Origin of the sequence: Pseudomonas sp. NBRC 111133 (genome assembly GCF_001320605.1) — a bacterium.
In the GTDB taxonomy this organism is placed as follows: domain Bacteria; phylum Pseudomonadota; class Gammaproteobacteria; order Pseudomonadales; family Pseudomonadaceae; genus Aquipseudomonas; species Aquipseudomonas monteilii.
On sequence record NZ_BCBJ01000104.1, the window covers coordinates 33,100 to 54,860 of the forward strand.

Annotated in this window: 23 protein-coding genes and 1 tRNA gene; 11 read left to right on the top strand and 13 right to left on the bottom strand. The window is 62.1% G+C overall.

Annotated elements, in window-relative coordinates:
• The first annotated feature begins 105 nt into the window (after positions 1–105).
• Positions 106–1,548 (top strand): magnesium transporter, encoded by a 1,443-nt coding sequence (mgtE, locus tag APH36_RS23905; RefSeq protein ID WP_016711838.1) that lies wholly within the window; start codon positions 106–108, stop codon positions 1,546–1,548.
• Positions 1,549–1,657: 109 nt separating this feature from the next.
• Here the strand turns inward: mgtE and APH36_RS23910 are convergent, their stop codons facing one another.
• Positions 1,658–1,984 carry an Arc family DNA-binding protein gene (locus APH36_RS23910; protein WP_003254499.1) on the bottom strand — a complete coding sequence of 109 codons (327 nt, stop codon included), beginning with the start codon at positions 1,982–1,984 and terminating at the stop codon, positions 1,658–1,660.
• 69 nt (positions 1,985–2,053) lie between these two features.
• Here APH36_RS23910 and APH36_RS31815 point away from each other — a divergent pair, with 69 nt between their 5' ends.
• The 3 genes from APH36_RS31815 to APH36_RS23920 all read left to right on the top strand — a co-directional run bounded on the left by APH36_RS31815 (position 2,054) and on the right by APH36_RS23920 (position 3,111).
• Complete coding sequence (locus APH36_RS31815) at positions 2,054–2,233, top strand: hypothetical protein (RefSeq protein WP_125474426.1); 180 nt, start codon at positions 2,054–2,056, stop codon at positions 2,231–2,233.
• Between the two features lie 96 nt (positions 2,234–2,329).
• Positions 2,330–2,923 (top strand): phosphonate metabolism protein/1,5-bisphosphokinase (PRPP-forming) PhnN, encoded by a 594-nt coding sequence (gene phnN / locus APH36_RS23915; protein ID WP_060500705.1) that lies wholly within the window; start codon positions 2,330–2,332, stop codon positions 2,921–2,923.
• 111 nt (positions 2,924–3,034) lie between these two features.
• Positions 3,035–3,111, top strand: a tRNA-Arg gene (locus tag APH36_RS23920).
• Between the two features lie 30 nt (positions 3,112–3,141).
• Here the strand turns inward: APH36_RS23920 and APH36_RS23925 are convergent.
• The 3 genes from APH36_RS23925 to APH36_RS23935 form a co-directional block, all read right to left on the bottom strand.
• Positions 3,142–4,530 (bottom strand): amino acid permease, encoded by a 1,389-nt coding sequence (locus tag APH36_RS23925; RefSeq protein WP_060500707.1) that lies wholly within the window; start codon positions 4,528–4,530, stop codon positions 3,142–3,144.
• Positions 4,531–4,735: 205 nt separating this feature from the next.
• On the bottom strand, positions 4,736–5,062 hold the full coding sequence (locus APH36_RS23930) for an AzlD domain-containing protein (protein ID WP_060500708.1): 327 nt from the start codon (positions 5,060–5,062) through the stop codon (positions 4,736–4,738).
• Positions 5,059–5,793 (bottom strand): AzlC family ABC transporter permease, encoded by a 735-nt coding sequence (locus APH36_RS23935; RefSeq protein ID WP_060500710.1) that lies wholly within the window; start codon positions 5,791–5,793, stop codon positions 5,059–5,061. Before APH36_RS23935 ends, APH36_RS23930 begins: the two co-directional genes overlap by 4 nt.
• A gap of 118 nt (positions 5,794–5,911) precedes the next feature.
• Here APH36_RS23935 and APH36_RS23940 point away from each other — a divergent pair, with 118 nt between their 5' ends.
• Positions 5,912–6,790, top strand: coding sequence for a LysR family transcriptional regulator (locus APH36_RS23940; RefSeq protein ID WP_060500712.1), 879 nt, complete (start codon positions 5,912–5,914; stop codon positions 6,788–6,790).
• Between the two features lie 40 nt (positions 6,791–6,830).
• On the opposite strand, the gene APH36_RS23945 is transcribed toward APH36_RS23940, so the two are convergent.
• Positions 6,831–7,346 carry a hypothetical protein gene (locus tag APH36_RS23945; RefSeq protein WP_060500714.1) on the bottom strand — a complete coding sequence of 172 codons (516 nt, stop codon included), beginning with the start codon at positions 7,344–7,346 and terminating at the stop codon, positions 6,831–6,833.
• A 215-nt stretch (positions 7,347–7,561) separates the two neighbouring features.
• Between APH36_RS23945 and APH36_RS23950 the strand changes: the two genes are divergently transcribed.
• Positions 7,562–8,560 (top strand): sensor domain-containing diguanylate cyclase, encoded by a 999-nt coding sequence (locus APH36_RS23950; protein ID WP_060500717.1) that lies wholly within the window; start codon positions 7,562–7,564, stop codon positions 8,558–8,560.
• An 81-nt stretch (positions 8,561–8,641) separates the two neighbouring features.
• Here APH36_RS23950 and lpdA read toward each other — a convergent pair whose 3' ends face one another.
• The 4 genes from lpdA to APH36_RS23970 are packed head-to-tail and all read right to left on the bottom strand — an operon-like array spanning position 8,642 to position 13,588.
• Entirely contained in the window at positions 8,642–10,021 is a 1,380-nt protein-coding gene (gene lpdA / locus APH36_RS23955; protein ID WP_060500718.1) for a dihydrolipoyl dehydrogenase, read from the bottom strand.
• Positions 10,022–10,023: 2 nt separating this feature from the next.
• On the bottom strand, positions 10,024–11,295 hold the full coding sequence (locus APH36_RS23960; protein ID WP_060500719.1) for a dihydrolipoamide acetyltransferase family protein: 1,272 nt from the start codon (positions 11,293–11,295) through the stop codon (positions 10,024–10,026).
• Positions 11,296–12,354 (bottom strand): alpha-ketoacid dehydrogenase subunit beta, encoded by a 1,059-nt coding sequence (locus tag APH36_RS23965; RefSeq protein WP_012273542.1) that lies wholly within the window; start codon positions 12,352–12,354, stop codon positions 11,296–11,298.
• A 1-nt stretch (position 12,355) separates the two neighbouring features.
• Positions 12,356–13,588, bottom strand: coding sequence for a 3-methyl-2-oxobutanoate dehydrogenase (2-methylpropanoyl-transferring) subunit alpha (locus APH36_RS23970; RefSeq protein WP_019099583.1), 1,233 nt, complete (start codon positions 13,586–13,588; stop codon positions 12,356–12,358).
• 198 nt (positions 13,589–13,786) lie between these two features.
• Here APH36_RS23970 and bkdR point away from each other — a divergent pair, with 198 nt between their 5' ends.
• From bkdR to APH36_RS23985, 3 genes are all read left to right on the top strand, one after another.
• Complete coding sequence (gene bkdR / locus APH36_RS23975) at positions 13,787–14,272, top strand: Bkd operon transcriptional regulator BkdR (protein ID WP_012273540.1); 486 nt, start codon at positions 13,787–13,789, stop codon at positions 14,270–14,272.
• Between the two features lie 171 nt (positions 14,273–14,443).
• On the top strand, positions 14,444–15,685 hold the full coding sequence (locus tag APH36_RS23980) for a glutamine synthetase family protein (protein WP_177337131.1): 1,242 nt from the start codon (positions 14,444–14,446) through the stop codon (positions 15,683–15,685).
• Positions 15,686–15,813: 128 nt separating this feature from the next.
• On the top strand, positions 15,814–17,154 hold the full coding sequence (locus APH36_RS23985; RefSeq protein ID WP_060500724.1) for an MFS transporter: 1,341 nt from the start codon (positions 15,814–15,816) through the stop codon (positions 17,152–17,154).
• Positions 17,155–17,260: 106 nt separating this feature from the next.
• On the opposite strand, the gene APH36_RS23990 is transcribed toward APH36_RS23985, so the two are convergent.
• From APH36_RS23990 to flgA, 4 genes are all read right to left on the bottom strand, one after another.
• Positions 17,261–18,004, bottom strand: a complete 744-nt coding sequence (locus tag APH36_RS23990; RefSeq protein ID WP_060500726.1) for a flagellar brake protein — start codon at positions 18,002–18,004, stop codon at positions 17,261–17,263.
• 79 nt (positions 18,005–18,083) lie between these two features.
• Positions 18,084–18,551, bottom strand: coding sequence for a flagella synthesis protein FlgN (locus tag APH36_RS23995; RefSeq protein ID WP_060500728.1), 468 nt, complete (start codon positions 18,549–18,551; stop codon positions 18,084–18,086).
• Positions 18,552–18,600: 49 nt separating this feature from the next.
• Positions 18,601–18,915 carry a flagellar biosynthesis anti-sigma factor FlgM gene (gene flgM / locus APH36_RS24000; RefSeq protein ID WP_012273535.1) on the bottom strand — a complete coding sequence of 105 codons (315 nt, stop codon included), beginning with the start codon at positions 18,913–18,915 and terminating at the stop codon, positions 18,601–18,603.
• Between the two features lie 164 nt (positions 18,916–19,079).
• On the bottom strand, positions 19,080–19,832 hold the full coding sequence (flgA, locus tag APH36_RS24005) for a flagellar basal body P-ring formation chaperone FlgA (RefSeq protein WP_016711822.1): 753 nt from the start codon (positions 19,830–19,832) through the stop codon (positions 19,080–19,082).
• 77 nt (positions 19,833–19,909) lie between these two features.
• Here flgA and APH36_RS24010 point away from each other — a divergent pair, with 77 nt between their 5' ends.
• A complete protein-coding gene (locus tag APH36_RS24010) occupies positions 19,910–20,839 on the top strand; it encodes a chemotaxis protein CheV (protein ID WP_010955104.1) in 930 nt (309 codons plus the stop codon).
• A 51-nt stretch (positions 20,840–20,890) separates the two neighbouring features.
• Positions 20,891–21,718, top strand: a complete 828-nt coding sequence (cheR, locus tag APH36_RS24015) for a protein-glutamate O-methyltransferase CheR (RefSeq protein ID WP_060500730.1) — start codon at positions 20,891–20,893, stop codon at positions 21,716–21,718.
• The last annotated feature ends 43 nt before the right edge of the window (positions 21,719–21,761 follow it).

Below are 21,761 nucleotides of genomic sequence, written 5' to 3' on the forward strand. Positions count from 1 at the left end.
CCACCATGGACTTACCCAGTAGTTACTCGCTAACACGATTCATACAGAAAGATCTGACCGATTGATTCTCCCGGCGTGCTCCGCTGCTGGGAGTGGAGTTCGCCTATGACGGAAGTAGAAGTAAAAAAAGCGCAAGAGAGCCTGCAGGATCGCCTGGCCCAGGTGGTCGAATTGCTGCAGCGCCAGCGTGTGGTCGAAGACCTGACTCACCGCCAGGAAGGCGCGCACAACGACCTGGTGGAAAACCTCGTCCACCGCCAGAACCTCGTCGAGCTGCAGCGTAAGCTTGATGACCTGCACCCCGCCGACATCGCCTATATCCTCGAAGCCTTGCCTCTGGAAGACCGCCTGACGGTCTGGCAACTGGTGCGCTCGGATCGCGATGGCGACATCCTGCTGGAAGTATCCGACTCGGTTCGTCAATCGCTGATCGCTGACATGGACGATCACGAGCTGTTGGCCGCCGCCAAGGAAATGGACGCCGACGAGCTGGCCGACCTGGCCCCAGAGCTGCCGCGCGACGTTATCCATGAGCTGATGGAAACCCTCGATGCCCAGCAACGCGAACGTGTGCGTTCGGCGCTGAGCTACGACGAGGAGCAGGTCGGTGCGCTGATGGACTTCGAGATGGTCACCATCCGCGAAGACGTCAGCCTGGAAGTGGTGCTGCGCTACCTGCGCCGCCTGAAAGAGCTGCCCAACCACACCGACAAACTGTTCGTGGTCGATTACGACGGCATCCTCAAGGGTGTGTTGCCCATCAAGCGCCTGCTGGTCAACGACCCGGAGAAGAAGGTGGCGGAGGTCATGGCGACCGACCCGGTGTCCTTCCAGCCCGAGGAAGATGCCTATGATGCGGCGCAGGCTTTCGAGCGTTACGACCTGGTATCGGCACCTGTCGTAGACAAGGGCGAGCGCCTGATCGGCCGTTTGACCATTGACGAGATGGTCGACCTGATCCGTGAGGAGAGCGAGAGCGAAGTCCTCAACATGGCGGGTCTGCGTGAAGAGGAAGATATCTTTGCTTCGGTCTGGCGCTCGTTCCGCAACCGCTGGGCGTGGCTGGCGATCAATCTGATTACCGCGTTCCTCGCTTCGCGAGTGATCGGGGTGTTCGAGGGGTCGATCGAAAAGCTGGTGGCGTTGGCTGCGTTGATGCCGATCGTTGCGGGTATTGGTGGCAACTCGGGTAACCAGACCATCACCATGATTGTCCGCGCCATGGCGCTGGACCAGGTATCGCCGGGCAATACCAGCCGCCTGATGCGCAAGGAACTGGCGGTGTCGCTGATCAACGGCCTGGTGTGGGGCGGAGTGATTGGTGCCGTGGCTTTCTGGTTGTACGGCAGCTGGTCGCTGGGCGTGGTGATGACCGCCGCGATGACCTTGAACCTGTTGCTGGCGGCGCTGATGGGTGTGCTCATCCCGATGACATTGGCCCGCTTGGGGCGCGACCCGGCGATGGGGGCGAGTGTGATGATCACTGCCGTGACCGACAGTGGTGGCTTCTTCATCTTCCTCGGTCTGGCCACGCTGTTCCTGCTGTAATCCTGCCTTTGTGACTTACACGGTCCTACGAATGCTCGCGTCTCTTGCAGAACCAGCCACCCACAAAAAAGCCAGCTTACGCTGGCTTTTTTGTGCTCGCTTGCAGGCCTCAGGAGGCGTCGGCGGCCATTTCCACATCGTGAGCGATGAGGGCGACCAAGGCATTCTGCTGGCGGTGAGACAGTTGGCGGAAGCGCTGCAGCAACTCGCGCTCATGCAGGGACAGCTCAGGGCTGTCCAGGCGCATGCTCAGCTCGTCACCCAACGCACCTTCCTGGATAAGGCTCTGCTCCAGGCGCGCGATGATTTCGGAGTTCATGCTGCGGTGATGGTTGCGCGCTACCTCGGCAATGCGCTCACGCATCCCGTCTGGCAGGCGGACGACGAACTTGTCAGCGGTGCGGCTCGAATAAATAGCCTGTTTCATTGGGCGCATATAAATTGACCGGAGTTTGGTTCAGGGGAAGCGGTTCTCAAATTGGCCGCACGGGGTGGAAGTACGACCGTGGCGACGACAAAATGTTCAACCGTCAGTGAAAAATGGATGCTCATCTTGCCTCATGGTCGCCGTTTCCTTGGCGTCAATTCTGTGACAAATAGTGAGCCGGATAAAGGCTTTATGCCAGTACCAATTATCAGAAATGAGCACTGGTTTGAAAAGTTTTACATGATCCGGCTTGCCTGACCGTCAGTCTTTTGCCGTCAAAAACTGGTAAAACACAGCAAAAGGACAGGAAAACCCCTAGAATGCGCCGGTTTCCCTCCATAGAGCATAGTGGCTATGCAACATGACGCAAGCGACCGCCGATCAGGGGCAGGCCGGCTGATATTTCTGGTAGGACCGTCAGGTTCGGGAAAAGATTCCCTGATCGATGCTTCGCGTGAGCGGCTGGCAGCCGCCGGGGTGGAGGTTGCCCGTCGGGTCATTACCCGCTCCGCCGAAGCCAAGGGCGAAGCTGCCCAAGGGGTCACGGCGGAACAGTTTGAAACCCTGTGCGCGCAGGGCGCATTTGCCATGTGCTGGCGGGCCAATGGCCTGGGCTATGGCATTCCCCGCCAGGTGGATGAGTGGTTGGCGGCGGGCAAGGCGGTGCTGGTGAATGGCTCGCGGGCTTACCTGCCCGAAGCGCGTCAGCGTTATCCGGGCATGCTGGCAGTGCTGGTTGAGGTCAGGCCGGATGTGCTGCGCCAGCGCTTGCTGGCCCGGGGCCGCGAAAGCGTCGAAGAGGTTGAGCAGCGGTTGGCGCGCAGTGCTCGTTTGCAGGTGTTGTCCGATCCTTCGGTGCATGTGCTGGACAACTCGACAAGCCTGGAGGCAGCGGTCGCGGCCCTGTTCGGGCTGCTTCGCGATGAAGGGGTGCTGCCGCCGGTGTAGCAGTGCCAGAAAAGGATTACGCGAAAAAGCCAGGTAGAGGCATGACAAACGCCAGCATGCTGGTTAACATGCTGGCCGTCCCGCTGTGCAGCGCTCGCTGCCGGCGCTTGCGTCTCAGTAGCTCAATTGGATAGAGCATCCCCCTCCTAAGGGGAAGGTTGCAGGTTCAATTCCTGCCTGGGACGCCATTTCCTGTTTCCCCACATGCCCGCCCTCCATCATTGCAACGCGCGATGGTGTTGTTCGTCTGCCTTGCGACCGGCCAGGCGCTGACGCATCACGAAGTACCCCGCCACCACCAGTACCACTGTGAGCACTGTGAACCAGAACTGGAAGCGTGACGCCGGTTCGAATGCCTGGGTGCCGATCACCGCCAGCAAGGCGAACAACGCGACGATGTTGGCATACGGGAACAGCCAGGCCCGGAAGGCTGTCGGGTCGATCGCTTCGTGGCGGGTTTTCCAGCGCATGGCCACGTGGGCGATGATGATGAAGATCCATACGACCATCACCAGGCTGCCGGTGCTCTTGGCCAAGGTCATGAACAGGTCGCCGCCGCTGATGAAGTGCACGGTCAGGATCATCGTGCAGATCGACAGGCTAAGCAGCAATGCATTGATCGGCACACCTTTGGCGCTCGTGCGCGAGAACAGCTTGGGTGCGTGCCCGCGCTGGCTGAGGGAGAACAGCATGCGCGAGTTGGAGAACATGAACGAATTCATCACCGACATGAACGAGACGAACAGCACGAGTTTCATGGCCACCGCAGCACCACCGAACCCGGCCAGGCTGAACAGCGAAACGTAGGGTGAAGCCAGGTTGGCCTTGTCGGTCCACGGCAGGCAAAGGATCAGGATCGACACCGAGCCTACATAGAACAGCATCACCCGCAGGATCACGCTCTTGATTGCGCGAATCACGTTCTGTCGCGGGTTTTCCGACTCACCTGCAGCCACGGCGGCAATTTCGCTGCCGCCCAGCGAGAAGATCACCACGATCACGCCGGCCATCACCGGTGACAGGCCGTTGGGCATGAAGCCGTCATGGGCGGTGAGGTTGACCAGCCCGGGGGAGGGAATGTTGCTATGCAGGCCAAGCAGGATCGAAATGCCCAGCAGCATGAAGATGACAATGGTGGCGACCTTCATCGCGGCCAGCCAGTATTCCACTTCGGCAAAGGAACGTACCGAGTAGGCGTTGCTGGCCATCAGCGTTACCAGCATCAGGAAAGCGCCTGCCCAGATCGGCAACCAAGGTAGAAAGTCATGCAGGATCGCGCCCAACAGCACGGCTTCGAGGGTGATGGTCATCATCGACTTGAACCAGTACAGCCAGCCGACAGCAAACCCGGCCCAGTCACCGAGGTAGGTGTTGGCGTAGGTCGAGAACGAACCGGCATCCGGGTTGCGGCAGGCCATTTCGCCGAGCATGAACATGACCAGGGTGACCACCAACCCCCCGATAAAGTACGACAGGATGGCCGCAGGGCCCGCGGAGGCGATTAACGCGCCAGACCCCATGAACAGCCCGGCACCGATTACCCCGCCCAGGGCAATCATGGTGATGTGCCGCTGCTTCAGGCTTTGTTTCAAACTGTTGGATTGCATTTCCTTGTCCTCTCTTATTATTGGGGGCCGACAACGTCCCCCTACGCAGGCACTGTCATGCGCCTGCGTCCACGCGTGGCAAATAGCTACCAGGCTGCCACCATGGACAGTAAGGCCAAGGACCTCAAACGAATTCTGTGCACAACATCCTGCGGATTTTTCCTAAGGGCTGTTGCGCTTCATGCCGCGTGGCTGACACTTTCCCCTAAAGCCCCCAGTGCTTCAGCGCCCACAACACTCCCATGCCCACAACCAGCGTCAGCATCGTGCTGCGTGTGCGCCAGGCTACCAGCGCCGCCAGTATTGCCGCGGGTAGCTGCGGGTTCGTCCAGTCGAACCCGGCATGTCGGTCAGGGAAGACCACGGCCGGCAACACCAGCGCAGCCAGTACACTGGCCGGCACATAGGCCAGTGCGCGGCGAAACAGCGGCGGGATGCGCAACACCGTGTGCAGTTCGATAAACGACAGCCGGATGGCGAAGGTGCCCAGGCCAATCAGCACGAAGGTTATCCACTGGGTCGTTTCGCTCATGATGCATTCTGCTCTGTATGGGCTTCAGGTACGGCGTGCTGTTTTTGCCGGCTCTCGATGGCCAGCCCCGCAATGATCCCGCCCACGGCGCCGGTCAGCAGGCCAAGGTTGTAGGGCAGGTCAACGGCCAGCACCGCAAGCACGCCACCGGTCAGCGCGGCGCCGAGCATGGCGGTATTGCGAATGCCGGGTATCAGCAAGGCCAGGAACGACAACGGTATGGCAAAACCCAATGACCAGTCTTCCGGAATGCCTGCGCCCAGGTACATGCCCGCCAGCACCGAGAGGTTCCAGCCGAACCACATGGTGATCGCCGTGCCGGCGTAATAGGGGTAGGCCTGCTGGCCTAGCCCGCCTGCGCCCATTTTCAGCGTGCACAGGGCAAAGGACTGGTCCGAGAGCATGAACGCCATTGGCCACTTGTGGCGGCGCGGGAGGTGGCCCAGGTGTGGGGCCAGGCTGGCGCTGTACATCAGAAAGCGCAGGTTGATCACCAGTGCGGTAACCACCATCGTCACTGGCAGGGCGGCGTTTTGCATCAACTGCATCACCACCATTTGTGCAGAGCCGGAGTAGAACAGCAAGGTCATGCCAATGGCGTCGGCCGGTGACAGGCCCATGCCGATTGCCGTAACCCCGGTGATCAGGCCAAAAGGCACAATCCCGGAGGTCAACGGCAGAACGCTTTGTGCGCCCTGCTTGAATGCTTGGGTCGCGCTTGGGTACTGCATGGGAGTTCCTTGGATATGTTCGGAAGGCGCATGGACACCCTCACGTTAATGCGCCTGACAGTTGGCCACAACGTCAGATTTCTGGAATAGTAGGCCTAAAAAATATAGGCCTTCTACCGTGTATCTCGACAGCCCCACCCGGCACTCGCTCCAGCTCAATGCCTTGCGCGCCTTCGAGGCGTCTGCGCGCCTGGGTGGTTTCGCACGTGCCGCACTCGAACTCAAGGTCACCCCAGGGGCCATCGCAGCTTTGGTCAAGACGCTGGAAAACGAATACGGCGCTGCGTTGTTCGAGCGCCATGCCAAGGGCGTGCGCCTCACGCCCTTGGGTGAAAGCGTGAAAAGCCAGTTCACCGAGGCGTTCGATGCAGTGGAAGCTGCCGCGCGCACGTTACGGCGGCTGGCTGCGCCGCAGCGGGTGCACATTGTGACGTCGCCGGCCCTGGCGCAGTTGTGGATAGGGCCACGCCTGCCGGAACTGACCCGCTTGTTGGCGCCCATCGAGATCTCGGTTACGGCGGTGGATGAGCCGCCCAACCTCAAACGCAGCCCATTCGACCTGTGCCTGTTCTACACCGAAAAAACCGAGCGCTGGCAGCGCAGGATCGCCACGGAAGAAGTGCTGCCCGTATGCGTACCGGCCCTGGCAGAGAGCATCATCACCCCTGCGGACCTTGCCAATGCCCGTTGCATTGCTGACGTAGGCTGGAATGACTGGGCGGTGTGGACCGGCGTAGCTATGCCCGGGCACAAGTTCGTGGCTCGCGGTCCGGGTTTTTCCCTGTACTCGATTGCATTGCAGCAGGCCTTGCTCGCTGCGGGTGTACTGATGGGGCGCAGAAGCCTGGTGCAACGCTACCTGGACAGCGGCGAACTGGTGGCGCCAATCGACTGCGCGGTGCCCTTGGGCATGACCATTGCCGCGTGGCGGCTGCCGGGTGCCAAGGGCAACCAGGTGGTGGCTGCGGTGGAGGAGGCGCTGTTGCAGTTGGCTTGAGCCTTACTTCTTGAGCAAGCAGCTCAGTGCCTGCAATGGTTTACACCTGGCTTGTCGTCAGTGCTTCCTCCTCGTTGCCGGTGGCCAAGGCGTCGACCTTCGCCAGGGTCTTGGCCTCGACATCGTCCTTCATGCGCTGGGCGATCTGTTGGTCGACCAGCTCCTTCTTCTCAGGTGGCAAGGCGTTGTAGTCGTCCTCGGTCAGGCCCAGTTCACGCAGCAGCTTTTCCTTGATCATCTCAGCGGGCGACTTGGACATGAAGTCGTGAAACGCCTGCCTGGCACTGCTGGTTACTTCCGTGCTTGCGTCAGCGGACGGGCCGATGCTGGTGCCAGGGTTCTGCAATTGCAGCTTGAGCTTGGCAAACGCTTCTTCGCGGGCGTCTTCGGCGTCCTGCTGCGAGGTATTCTCACTACCCTGTTGCGCCGTGGCGTTTCTGGCCACTACCGGTAGGTGGAACTGCAGCATATCGCCTGCCGCCGGGTCGACGCCGCTGGTGCGTTGTTGCTGGTGGACTGCGGCCTGCCAGCCGAGGCCGTTGAGGGCGATCGTCATGAAATCCTCCTTGGAAATGTGAGTGGCAGGCGAGGAGGGGCAAATGCCATGCCAGCCGGGGTGGCGCGTAAATAGAGCGCTGGGGCTATTCCGGTCGTGACACGGCGGGCATATGCTTGCCCGTCAGAGGCATGACCTTGCCGCCTGCGGCAAATTACACATTGTCGGCAGCCCCTTGACCGGAGCGCAGTTGCTGGGCATCAGGGAGAGCGTCCATGAATCAGGAAACCAGGCCGGCCCCCGCCGGCTTCAGTGAACAGCAGTTGCACACATTGTTCGAGTTGATCAGCGATGGCATCTGGGACTGGAATGCCAACACCGGCTACGTCTACCGCAACCCGGGCTGGTACGCGATGCTCGGTTACGCCAGCCACTCCATGGCCAACTCGGTACTCTCCTGGGAAAGCGTGATTCACCCGGAGGACTACCCACGGGTAATGGCGCATTTCGAGGCGTACATCAGCCAGCGCAACGAGCGCTACCTCATCGAATACCGCTGCCGTTGCCACGACGGCAGCTACCTGTGGATCGAGGACAGCGGCTACATCATCGACCGTAACGAAGACGGTTCGGTGGCGCGCATGCTCGGTGCGCACCGCAACATCGACGCCGGCAAACGCCTGGTAGCGCAGCTGGAGCAGAAGAACCAGTCGCTGGAAGGGCAAGTGGCCGAGCGCACCCGTGAGTTGTCCTGGGTGAACCAGCAGTTGCAGCGGCAACTGGACGAGAACCGTGAGTTGGCCGAGCGCGATGCGTTAACCCGTATTGCCAACCGCTATCGGTTGGAAAAAGCCCTGCAGCAGGAGTGTGAGCGGGCGCAGCGTTTCCGCCAGCCGTTGTCGCTGATCGCCATGGACCTGGATGATTTCAAACCGATCAACGACCGCTACGGGCATGCCCGGGGCGATGCAGCGCTGGTGCGGGTGGTCGACAGCCTGCGGACCTGCCTGCGCGAACTGGACCTGTTGGCGCGCTGGGGCGGGGATGAGTTCGTTATCGTACTGCCGCAGACCACGTTGGGGGAGTCGCTTGAAATGGCTGCGCGCTTGCGTCAGGTGATGGCGCAACGGGAACCGGTGGGCGATTGCCGGCTGACCATGAGTTATGGCGTGGTGCAGTGGCAGGAAGGGGAAGACCAGCATGCACTGCTGGCACGGGCTGACAAGGCGCTGTACCGGGCCAAGGGGGCTGGCAAGAACGCCATTGCCGAGTAACCGGTGCTGGCCGCATGAATGAAAAAAGACCCGCAGCGCCTCTCGGCGCGGCGGGCCAAATCGGCCTCGGCCGCTTCAGTGTCAGATATGCAGGGCGTGGCCCAGGGCGCGCAGTGCCGCTTCCTGTACCGCTTCACCCAGGGTCGGGTGGGCATGGATAGTGCCGGCCACATCCTCCAGGCAGGCACCCATCTCCAGCGACTGGGCAAACGCCGTGGACAGTTCGGAAACCGCCACGCCAACCGCTTGCCAACCCAGGATCAGGTGGTTGTCACGCCGCGCGACCACGCGCACGAAACCGCTTTTCGACTCCAGGCTCATGGCGCGGCCGTTGGCGGCGAACGGCAACTGCGCGACGATGCAGTCCAGGCCTTGCTGGCTGGCCTGTTCCGGCGTCTTGCCGACCACGACCACTTCCGGGTCGGTGAAGCACACGGCGGCTATCGCGGCGGGCTCGAAGCGGCGTGCCTTGCCGGCGATGATCTCGGCCACCATCTCGCCCTGGGCCATGGCCCGGTGCGCCAGCATCGGTTCGCCGGCCACGTCGCCGATGGCCCAGACGTTGTGCATGCTGGTCTGGCAGCGCTCGTCGATGGCAATGGCGGCGCCATTCATCTTCAGGTCCAGGCATTCCAGGTTGAAGCCCTTGGTGCGTGGGCGGCGGCCCACGGCCACCAGCACCTGGTCGGCCTCCAGGCGCAGTTGTCCGCCCTTGCCATCGTTGGCCAGCAGGCAGCCATTTTCGTAACCTTCGACGCTGTGGCCAAGGTGCAGGGCGATACCCAGCTTTTTCAGCGACTCGGCCACCGGGGCGGTCAGTTCGCTGTCGTAAGTCGGCAGGATGCGCTCGCGTGCTTCCACCACGCTGACCTCGGCGCCGAGCTTGCGGTAGGCGATGCCCAGCTCCAGGCCGATATAGCCACCGCCCACCACCACCAGGTGTTGCGGCAGGGTTTTCGGTGCCAGGGCCTCGGTCGATGAAATCACCGGCCCACCCAGCGGCAGCATCGGCAGTTCGACACTGCTGGAGCCCGTGGCCAGCAACAGGTGCTCGCACTGGATGCGCTGGCCATCCACCTCGACCTGCTTGCCATCAAGCACCTTGGCCCAGCCGTGCACCACCTTCACCCCATGCTTTTTCAGCAGGGCGGCGACACCGGTGGTCAGGCGGTCGACGATGCCGTCTTTCCAGGCCACGCTCTGGCCGATGTCCAGGCGCGGCGAAGCCACGCTGATGCCCAGCGGCGAGGCTTCGGTAAAGCGCGAGGCCTGGTGGAACTGCTCGGCCACATGGATCAGCGCCTTGGATGGAATGCAACCGATGTTCAGGCAGGTACCGCCCAGCGCCTGGCCTTCCACCAGCACCGTAGGGATGCCCAGTTGCCCGGCGCGGATGGCAGCCACATAGCCGCCAGGGCCGCCGCCGATGATCAACAGGGTTGTCTGGATAGTCTGTTGCATGCTCACTCCACGAACAGGCAGGCGGGTTGTTCGAGCAGGCCACGCACGGCCTGGATGAACAGGGCGGCGTCCATGCCATCGACCACGCGGTGGTCGAACGAGCTGGACAGGTTCATCATCTTGCGTACGACGATCTGGCCGTCGATCACCACAGGCCGCTCAACCATGCGGTTGACACCGACGATTGCCACTTCCGGGGTGTTGACCACCGGCGTGCTGACGATGCCACCCAGGGCGCCGAGGCTGGTCAGGGTGATGGTCGAGCCGGACAGCTCTTCGCGGCTGGCCTTGTTGTTGCGCGCAGCGTTGGCCAGGCGTGAAATCTCACTGGCATTGGTCCACAGGCTGCCCGCTTCGGCGTGGCGCAGCACGGGTACCATCAGGCCGTTGTCACCCTGGGTGGCGATGCCCACATGCACCGCGCCATGGCGGGTGATGATCTGCGCTTCGTCATCGTAGGTGGCGTTGATCTGCGGGAAGTCACGCAGCGCCACGACCAGGGCGCGCACCAGAAACGGCAGCAGTGTCAGCTTGCCGCGGCTGTCGCCGTGCTTGCTGTTGAGCTGCTGGCGCAGGGCTTCCAGGGCGGTGACGTCGATTTCTTCCACATAGCTGAAGTGCGCGACCCGGCGCTTGGCGTCCTGCATGCGCTGGGCGATCTTGCGGCGCAGGCCGATCACCGGCACCTGCTCACTGTCGGTGCGCCTGGCATAGCCATTGAGGGTTTGCCCGGCAGCGCTTTGCGGTTTGCTCATGAACGCGTCGAGGTCTTCGTGCAGGATGCGCCCGGCCGGGCCGCTGCCATGCACATAACGCAGTTCGATACCGGCATCCAGCGCACGTTTGCGCACTGCCGGCGAGGCCAGTGGCTTGTCGCCCGGCTGGCGCGGCACGATAGGCGCTGCCTCGTGGCTGGCAGGCGCCTGGTACGCCGCCGGTTTAACGTCTTTCTGTGGTTCAGGTTTAGCGGCTATCGGGGCCGCAAGCGCTTCGGCCGGCTTGGCTTGCGGCACATCCACATGGTTGCCGCTGCCTTCCACTTCGATGCGGATCAGCTCACTGCCGACCGCCATCACTTCACCCGGCTGGCCACCCAGGGCCAGTACCTTGCCGCTGACCGGCGACGGGATTTCCACGGTGGCCTTGTCGGTCATGACATCGGCTACCACCTGGTCCTCGGCGATGATGTCGCCGACCTTGACGAACCATTCCACCAACTCGACCTGCGCGATGCCTTCGCCAATGTCCGGCATCTTGATGACGTGCGTGCCCATTCAGACCTCCATGACCTTTTTCAATGCCGCACCTACCCGCGAGGGCCCTGGGAAGTAAGCCCATTCCTGCGCGTGGGGGTAGGGGGTGTCCCAGCCGGTGACGCGCTCGATCGGCGCCTCCAGGTGGTGGAAGCAGTGCTCCTGCACCAGCGACACCAGTTCTGCGCCAAAGCCACAGGTACGGGTGGCCTCGTGTACCACCACGCAACGGCCGGTCTTTTTCACCGACTCGACGATGGTGTCCAGGTCTAGCGGCCACAGGCTGCGCAGGTCGATCACTTCGGCGTCCACGCCACTTTCTTCGGCGGCCACCTGGGCCACGTACACGGTGGTGCCATAGGTGAGCACGGTCACGTCATTGCCGGGTCGGGTGATGGCGGCCTTGTCCAGTGGCACGGTGTAGTAGCCATCGGGCACGGCGCTGTGCGGGTGTTTCGACCACGGCGTAACCGGGCGGTCGTGGTGGCCGTCGAACGGGCCGTTGTACAGGCGCTTGGGCTCCAGGAAGATTACCGGGTCGTCGCATTCGATCGAGGCAATCAGCAGGCCTTTGGCGTCGTACGGGTTGGATGGCATCACGGTGCGCAGGCCGCACACCTGAGTGAACATCGCTTCCGGGCTCTGGCTGTGGGTCTGGCCGCCATAGATGCCGCCGCCGCAAGGCATGCGCAGGGTCAGCGGGGCGATGAACTCGCCGGCCGAACGGTAGCGCAGGCGGGCCATTTCAGAAACGATCTGATCGGAGGCCGGGTAGAAGTAGTCAGCGAACTGGATTTCCACCACCGGGCGCAGGCCGTAGGCACCCATGCCCACGGCGGTGCCGACGATGCCGCTTTCCGAGATGGGCGCGTCGAACACGCGGGACTTGCCGTACTTGGTCTGCAGGCCTTCGGTGCAGCGGAACACGCCGCCGAAGTAGCCGACGTCCTGGCCGTACACCACCACATTGTCGTCGCGCTCAAGCATGACATCCATGGCCGAGCGCAGGGCCTGGATCATGGTCATGGTAGTGGTGGCCATGGCGGTTTCCGGGTTGATGCTGTTGTTGTGGTCGTTCATCTCAAACCCCCAGTTCCTGGCGTTGGCGGCGCAGGTGGTCGGGCATCTCCTTGTACACGTCCTCGAACATCGAGGCGGCGCTCGGGATGTGACCGTTGGCCAGGGTGCCGTACTGCTCGGCTTCTTTTTGCGCAGCAATCACGGCCGCTTCGAACTCGGCCGTGGTGGCCTGGTGTTCTTCTTCGGACCAGTGGCCGATCTTGATTAGGTGCTGCTTCAGGCGGGCGATCGGGTCACCCAGCGGGAAGTGGCTCCAGTCATCGGCAGGGCGGTACTTGGACGGGTCGTCCGAGGTCGAGTGCGGGCCGGCACGGTAGGTGACCCACTCGATCAGGCTCGGGCCCAAACCACGGCGGGCACGCTCGGCAGCCCAGCGCGAAGCGGCGTAAACGGCGACGAAGTCGTTGCCGTCCACCCGCAGCGAAGCGATGCCGCAGCCCACGCCACGGCCGGCGAAGGTGGTCGACTCGCCACCGGCAATGGCCTGGAAGGTAGAGATGGCCCACTGGTTGTTGACCACGTTGAGGATCACCGGGGCGCGGTAAACGTGGGCAAAGGTGAGGGCGGTGTGGAAGTCCGACTCGGCGGTGGCGCCGTCACCGATCCAGGCCGAGGCAATCTTGGTATCGCCCTTGATGGCCGAGGCCATTGCCCAGCCGACCGCCTGTACGAACTGGGTCGCCAGGTTGCCGCTGATGGTGAAGAAACCGGCTTCGCGCACCGAGTACATGATCGGCAGCTGGCGGCCCTTGAGGGGGTCGCGTTCGTTGGACAGCAACTGGCAGATCATCTCCACCAGCGACACATCGCGGGCCATCAGGATGCTTTGCTGACGGTAGGTGGGGAAGCACATGTCGGTGCGGTTAAGCGCCAGCGCCTGGCCACTGCCGATGGCTTCTTCGCCCAGGCTCTGCATGTAGAAGGACATCTTCTTCTGGCGCTGGGCAACCACCATGCGGCTGTCGAAGATCCGCGTCTTGAGCATGGCGCGCATGCCTTGGCGCAGGATCTGCGGGTCGATGTCTTCGGCCCACGGGCCTTGGGCGTCGCCTTGCTCGTCGAGCACGCGGACCAGGCTGTAGGACAGGTCGGCGGTGTCGGCAGCATCGACATCGACAGGGGGTTTACGGGCTTGACCTGCATCGTTCAGGCGCAGGTAGGAAAAATCGGTCTGGCAGCCTGGCCGGCCGGTGGGCTCGGGCACATGCAAACGCAGGGGGGCGTACTCGTTCATGCTTTTTACGCTCGCTCGGGTATTTGTTTTTGTGAGCTCTGAAGCGGCCGCCGCTGAGTACCGGCTTGTGACTGGTAAGTCAGCGTCCCCTACATCTTAGTGGCCCGGCAGGAGAATTTTTCTCTCAAGTTGATTGCCTTTGCCGAGCGGGGCAGATAAACATTCCGCATAAACACAAAAAACCGGTGATTTTGTCTCATGCGCAAACTCGATCGTACCGATATCGGCATTCTCAACAGCCTGCAGGAAAACGCCCGCATCACCAATGCCGAGCTGGCACGCTCGGTCAACCTGTCGCCTACGCCCTGTTTCAACCGGGTGCGGGCCATGGAAGAGCTGGGGGTGATCCGCCAGCAGGTGACCTTGTTGTCGCCCGAAGCGTTGGGGCTGGATGTGAATGTGTTCATCCATGTCAGCCTGGAAAAACAGGTAGAGCAGTCGTTGCACCGCTTCGAGGAAGAAATTGCCGAACGGCCCGAGGTGATGGAGTGCTACCTGATGACGGGCGACCCGGACTACCTGTTGCGGGTGCTGCTGCCGAGCATCCAGGCGCTGGAGCGGTTTCTCGATTACCTCACGCGGTTGCCGGGGGTGGCGAATATACGGTCGAGTTTTGCCTTGAAGCAGGTGCGGTACAAGACTGCTTTGCCCTTGCCGGCCAATGGCATGACCTTGCGGGAGTAGCGGGCAGCACAGGTGCTAAAGAGGGTGCTTGATATTTTAAACACCCCCAGCCTATGTTGTTGTCAGCGCACAACAACAAGGACAAGCGTCATGAGCACCGCTCAGCTTCAGGGCATCGATGAAATCGAATGCGTCACCCCCGACCTCAACGGCGTGCCGCGCGGCAAGGTAATGACCGCCGAGGGCTTCCTCGAAGGCCGCCGCCTGCAGATGGCACGCGGGGTGCTGCTGCAATGCATCATGGGCGGTTACCCGCCGGCGAAGTTCTACGGCAGTGACGACGGCGACCTGGCACTGGTCGCCGAACCCAGCCAGGTCCATCGCCTGCCCTGGAGCAACGACGGCCGCGCCCTGGCCATTTGCGACGCCAATGAACTGGATGGTCGCTCCTCGGCGCTGTCCACCCGTGGCCAGCTCAAGGCCGTGATCGCCCGCTATGCGGCGCTGGGCCTGGCGCCAGTGGTGGCGACCGAGCTCGAATTTTTCGTCTTTGCCCCCAACAGCGACCCCCAGCAACCGTTCCAGCCACCCGTAGGCATCGATGGCCGCTGTGAGCTTGGCCACTCGGCATTCAGTGTCAGTTCCAACAACGGCCTGCGCCCGTTCTTCAAGGAGGTGTACCAGTGCATGGCCGCGCTCGGCCTGCCGCGCGACACCTTCATGCATGAAATGGGTGTCAGCCAGTTCGAAATCAACCTGTTGCACGGCGACCCGCTGCTGCTGGCCGACCATACCTTCCTGTTCAAACACCTGCTCAAGGAGGTGGCACTCAAGCACGGGCTGACCGTGGTGTGCATGGCCAAACCGCTGGCGCGTACGCCTGGCAGTTCCATGCATATTCACCAGAGCCTGGTCGATACCCGCAGCGGGCGTAACGTGTTTAGCGATGAGCAAGGGCAGCCAACGGATACCTTCCACCATTTCATCGGCGGCCTGCAGGCATGCATGGCCGACTTCACTGCGCTCTTTGCGCCCAACGTCAACTCGTACCAGCGGCTGTGCCACCCCTATGCTTCGCCGAACAACGCCTGCTGGTCCGAGGATAACCGCGCTGCGGGCCTGCGCATCCCGGCCAGTGCGCCGGTCGCGCGGCGGGTGGAAAACCGCTTGCCCGGCGCCGACGCCAACCCCTACCTGGCCATCGCCGCCAGCCTGGCCGCGGGGTTGCATGGCATCGAGCAGCGCCTGCAACCTTCGCCGGCCATCCAGGGCGAGTTCGAGGTGCCGGAGCACTTGAGCTTGCCATGCACCCTCCATGCGGCGCTGGAGCGGCTCAAGCGCAGCGCGCTGGCGCGGGAACTGTTCGGCAGTGAGTTCATCGAAGGCTACATCGCCAGCAAGACCCTGGAGCTGACCGACTTCTTCGACGAAATCACCCCGTGGGAGCGCCGGGTCCTGGCGGCACAGGCCTGATCGCGACAGGACCTGCACCGGACACGCCCCGGTTGCACCATTTTGCAGTCGGGGGCCTGCACGGATCGTCGTTTGCCCTTATGCTGCTAGCACCTACCGCCACCTGACCAGGGAGCATTGCGGGACGTATGCGAAATGTATGGAAGCCGTTTCAGTCGTTGTATTTCGCCGCGCTGATGATGTTGATCGGTTCGGGCCTGCTCAGTACCTACCTGGCCTTGCGCCTGGCGGCCGATCACGTCGACAGCCTGTGGGTGGGGGCGTTGATGGCGGCCAACTATTTTGGCCTGGCGGTGGGCGGCAAGGTCGGCCACCGGCTGATCGGCCGGGTAGGGCACATACGCGCCTATGCCACCTGCGCCGGCATCGTCGGTGCGGCAGTGCTAGGCCATGGCCTGACCAGCTGGCTGCCGGCCTGGGTCGGGCTGCGCATGATCGTGGGCCTGGGCATGATGTGCCAATACATGGTCATCGAGAGCTGGCTCAACGAGCAGGCTGACGTGAAGCACCGTGGTGCGGTGTTCAGCGGCTACATGATTGCCTCGTACCTGGGGCTGGTGCTTGGCCAGCTGATCCTGGTGGTGCACCCCGCGCTTGGCCCGGAGCTGCTGATGCTGGTGGCCATGTGCTTTGCCCTGTGCCTGGTGCCGGTGGCGATGACCCGGCGCATTCACCCGGCGCCCTTGCGCCCGGCGCCGATGGAGCCGAAGTTTTTCATCAAGCGTGTGCCGCAATCGCTCAGTACGGTGTTGGGTTCGGGATTGATCGTCGGCTCGTTCTACGGCCTGGCGCCCTTGTATGCCTCCAGCCAGGGGATGACGACCGAGCAGATCGGTCTGTTCATGGGTAGCTGTATTTTTGCTGGCCTGCTGGTGCAGTGGCCACTGGGCTGGTTGTCTGACCGTTACGACCGGGCGGTGCTGATCCGGAGCGTGGCAATTGGCCTGGCGTTGGCCGCTGCGCCCTTGGCAATACTGCCCAGTGTGCCGCTTGAGTTGCTGTTCGGTATCGGCTTTTTGATTTCGTTGCTGCAGTTCTGTCTGTACCCGCTGGCGGTGGCGTTTTCCAACGACCATGTGGAAAGCGAGCGGCGGGTGTCGCTGACCGCCATGCTGCTGGTGACCTACGGTGTGGGTGCGTGCATCGGGCCACTGGCGGCGGGCGTGCTGATGAAAGTGCTTGGTGCGCAGATGCTGTATGCGTTTTTTGTGTTCTTCGCCTTGGTGCTGGTGTGGCGCATTCGGCCGAAAGCGGTTACCGGGCTGCATCAGGTGCAGGATGCGCCGCTGGGCCACGTGGCGATGCCGGCGGCGGGTTCGCCATTGTCGGCGGCGCTGGACCCACGGGTGGATGAGCAGACCGTGCAGGAGGTGATGCAGGCACCGGTGGCGGCTGAGGATACCGAGGATGAAGGGAAGGGGGCTGAGCCACAGCCCGCTGAGCCGGAAGAAGTCAGCAAGTCGGTGTAAGCCTGTACCGGCCTCTTCGCGGGTTTACCCGCGAAGAGGCCGGCACAGGAAGAACACAAATGAAAACGCCACCTCAATAGGTGGCGTTTTTTCATTCAGCCGACGATCAATAGTCGTCTTTGTCGAACCGCCGCGCCTCACGCTGCAGCTGGTACACAAAACTCTCGATCTTGCGCTGTGCCTGCCCGCTCAGGTTATGGAAGCGTACGCCGGCAAAGGTGGTGTTGATGCGCTCTTCATAGTGCAGGTGGCGCAGTTCGACCATGGTGTCCACCAGGCCCAGCGGGTTACCCGCCTTGAAACGCTCGTACACCTGGCCCAGTTGCAGGCGGTCTTCGACATTGCCGTCGAAGCGCAGTTTGCAGCCGGTAGCCGAGATATCCAGCAGTTTGCCGCGCAGGGCGCCGTTGCCCTTCAGGTGGGCACCGTCGAGGATGATATCGACCAGCTGCGACAACTTCAGCGCGGCGCGGAAGGCATTGCGGCGCTGGTGGTAGGTCATCTCTTCTGGCAGGGGGCCGCTGTAGCAGCGGTGGCCGTCGACTTCGGTAATCTTCAGCGCGTGGTTGCATTCCCAGGCGATGCGCACGCCATCGTGGAAACCTTCGATGCGGAAGTGCTCGCCGTTCTCGATGAACTTCTCGCCGTCGCGGGGGATCATTTCGTCCAGGGCCAGGGTGTTGCTTTCACGGTCCACGTGCACCACATAGCTCTGGAAGCGCTGGCTACGGTCGTGGAAGGTGATGATGAGGGGGTCGTGGCTTTCCTGCAGCTGCCGCAAGTTGGCCGCAATCTCCAAGGGGGTGCTCAGCACCTTTGGCGGTTGCGGGGCATCGGATTCATTGAACACGGCTTATCGTTCTCCAGGCAAAAGCGACACACGCAAGTAACGGCATTTTGCCAGTATGTTCTGTGCCTTGATAGAAAAATCACACTTGGCTGAGGGCCCGTGGCTTGGCCAGCGGCGAGGTGCTGCCGCGGCTGTCGTACAGCGACGGCGAATCGCCGCCCATGAGGATGCGGATCTGGTTGCTGGTGACGTGTTGCTGCACCTGGATGATCCGGCCATTGGTCTCGTTAAGCTGTTGGCAGGCTTGCATCAACTGGCTGATCACGTCGAGTTGTTGCAGGATCAATTCACCGTTGGGCGATTGTGCCGCCACAGCCTCCACACCGGCGCGATCTGCGCTCAGGCCAAGGCTGGTAAGCAGGTTGTTGCGTCGCAGGCCTTGCTGCTCGAGTAACACGATCAATGACTGCTTGCGGGCCAGGATACTTTCCAGCGGGGCCATATCGCGGCCATGCAGGGCTACAGACTCCTTTTGCAGGAGGTCGAGCAGTTCCTGCATCGGGGCAATGTCGTCTTCGATCAGTTGCAGCAAGGTGGTGTCGTGCATGGCTAACTCTTGGCTTTTCTAGCGTCCGTGAAGTCAGCGCGCCGTACGGTCAGCGCTGGGCTTCGAAATCGAGCAGTTTGCTGGCGACCCGGCCGGCATCGACCTGGTAGCTGCCGTCGGCGATCGCCTGTTTCAACTGGGCCACGCGGGCACTGTTGACCACCGGCTCGTCGCGCAGCTTGTCGCTGATCTTCTGCAACTGCTGTGCCTCTTGGCTGAGGTGTACCGCTTCTCCGCTGGTGCTGGTGGCGCTGGCTGCTTCCTGGCTGGCTGCCGGCTTTTCGGCGCTGCCGGACGCGGTGTTGCCGCGCACGCCGCCCGTGACGGACGGAGAGTTATTCAAACGACTGAAGTCGATGACCATGATCAGAAACCTCTGGGTATTTGGACGCTTGCCTTGTTTTCGGCCAACCCGATAGAAACTTTAGGCACAAATGCATCGCCGCCTGTCAGCAAGCTCGCGAACCCGTGTTCTGACACAGTTTAGGAAAAGCGGTTCCTCACTGCCAGCCTAATCTGGTGGCCGGCCTACATACTGACCTCGACTTGGCCGGGGCCGGTCACCCTGGCCTTGACCACCCGTTTGGAATTGAGGTTGCGTACCCGGATCTGCTCGCTCAGCCCGCCCTTGCTCAGGGCCTCGCCCGGCATGCGCACGCTCAGGCTGCCGCTGCGGGCAATGATCACCACCTGGTCACCCTTGCGGACCACCTCGGCCTGTTCCAGGTGTTGCGGGGTGAGCACCTGGTCGATCACCGTGGGGCGCAGCATCTTCATGCCGACTGCCTGGTCCAGCTCGGTCAGAAAGCCCTGGCCAAGGGTGCCGACATCGCGCTCGCGCAGGGCCACGTCGCCCTCGCCAACCGTGTTGTCACGCTTGAGCGGGCGGGTTACCACAACCACGTCGCGGAACAGCCGCACGGTGGCCGGCACAAACACGGTCCACGGGGCTGCGCTGTCGCAGCGAACCCGCACCGTCACCCGTCCCAGTGGCTGCGCGGGGCTTTCCAGCGAGGCGTCCAGTGGCTGGCTGCACAGCGGCATGCGCAGGCGCGGGTCCAGCGGGTTGACCTGGATTTCGTAACGGCCTGCGGTCTGGGTGGTGGCCAGGTAATCTTCTACGGTGAATTCAAGAAACCCTTGGGTGACACCGATAAGTTGTTCAGGCAAGGTGAACGCGTCCGCTAACGTACGAACGCCGGGCGCCAGCAGGCACAGCGTGGCCAGCAAGCCGGTCAGCAGGCGCGTCAATCGTCGGAAAAATGTCGTTTTCGTGTGCATGACGCTCAAAAAAGCAAAGCCCGTGCCGACTCGCTACCTGAGTTGCAACGAAAGGCTGAAAGATTAAGGAGTCTGGCATGGCGGGTGTTATGGATTCGGTCAACCAGCGCACGCAGCTGGTGGGGCAGAATCGCCTGGAATTGCTGCTGTTTCGCCTCAATGGCGAGCAGCTTTACGGCATCAACGTGTTCAAGGTCAGGGAAGTGCTGCAGTGCCCTGCGCTGACCCTGCTGCCCAAGGCGCACCCGGTGGTGCGTGGCGTTGCCAACATTCGCGGGGCGACCATCCCGATTCTCGACCTGTCGATGGCCACCGGGTTGCGGCCGCTGCAGGAAGACACGCGCAACAGCTTCGTGATCATCACCGAGTACAACACCAAGACCCAGGGCTTCCTGGTGCACTCGGTGGAGCGCATCGTCAACATGAACTGGGAAGAGATCCATCCGCCACCCAAGGGTACTGGCCGTGACCACTACCTGACGGCGGTTACCCGGGTGGACAACCGGATGGTCGAGATCATCGATGTGGAGAAGGTGCTGGCCGAAGTGTCGCCATCGTCGGAATCGGTATCGGCCGGGGTGATCGACGCCGAAGTGCAGGACAAGGCCGTGCTGATGCGGGTGCTGACCGTCGACGATTCGTCGGTGGCGCGCAAGCAGGTCAGCCGCTGCCTGCAGACCGTAGGGGTCGAGGTGGTTGCGCTCAACGATGGCCGTCAGGCTCTGAACTACCTGCGTCAGTTGGTGGATGAGGGCAAAAAGCCTGAAGAAGAGTTCCTGATGATGATCTCCGACATTGAAATGCCGGAAATGGACGGCTATACGCTAACGGCGGAGATCCGCAGCGACCCGCGCATGCAAAAATTGCACATCTGCCTGCATACTTCGCTCTCCGGGGTGTTCAACCAGGCAATGGTCAAGAAGGTCGGCGCCGATGACTTCCTGGCCAAGTTCAAGCCGGACGACCTGGCCCAGCGGGTGGTCGACCGGATCAAGGCAGCGCATTGAAGCAGCCGGGGGCAGGCCCCCGGCACCAGTGATTGAAAAGAGGCGGCAGTAGTGTCTACGGGTAATTTGGATTTCGAACAGTTCCGGGTATTCCTGGAGAAAGCCTGTGGCATCCTGCTGGGCGAGAATAAGCAGTACCTGGTTTCCAGCCGTCTCAACAAGCTGATGGAACAACAGGGCATCAAGAGCCTGGGCGAGCTGGTACAGCGTATCCAGGCCCAGCCGCGCGGCGGTTTGCGCGAGCAGGTGGTGGATGCCATGACCACCAACGAGACCCTGTGGTTTCGCGATACCTACCCGTTCGAAGTGCTGAAGAACAAGGTGATTCCCGAGTTCATCCGCAACAACCCAGGCCAGCGCCTGCGCATGTGGTCGGCGGCCTGTTCGTCGGGGCAGGAGCCATATTCCATCTCGATGGCCATCGACGAGTTCGAGCGCAGCAACCTGGGCCAGCTGAAGATGGGGGTGCAGATTGTGGCCACCGACCTGTCAGGCACCATGCTCACCAACTGCAAGACCGGTGAGTACGACAGCCTGGCCATTGCCCGCGGCCTGTCGCAGGAGCGCCTGCAGCGCTACTTCGACCCCAAGGGGCCAGGACGCTGGGCGGTGAAACCGGCCATTCGCAGTCGCGTCGAGTTCCGCTCGTTCAACCTGCTCGACAGCTATGCCAGCCTGGGCAAGTTCGACATCGTGTTCTGTCGTAACGTGCTGATCTACTTCTCGGCCCAGGTGAAGAAGGACATCCTGCTGCGCATTCACAGCACCCTGAAACCGGGTGGCTACCTGTTCCTCGGCGCCTCGGAAGCCCTGAACGGGTTGCCGGACCATTACCAGATGGTGCAGTGCAGTCCGGGGATCATTTACCAGGCCAAGTAGGGTTTGCCTTAAGGGTTGTGGTGGCAGTGAAATCGAGCGCCGC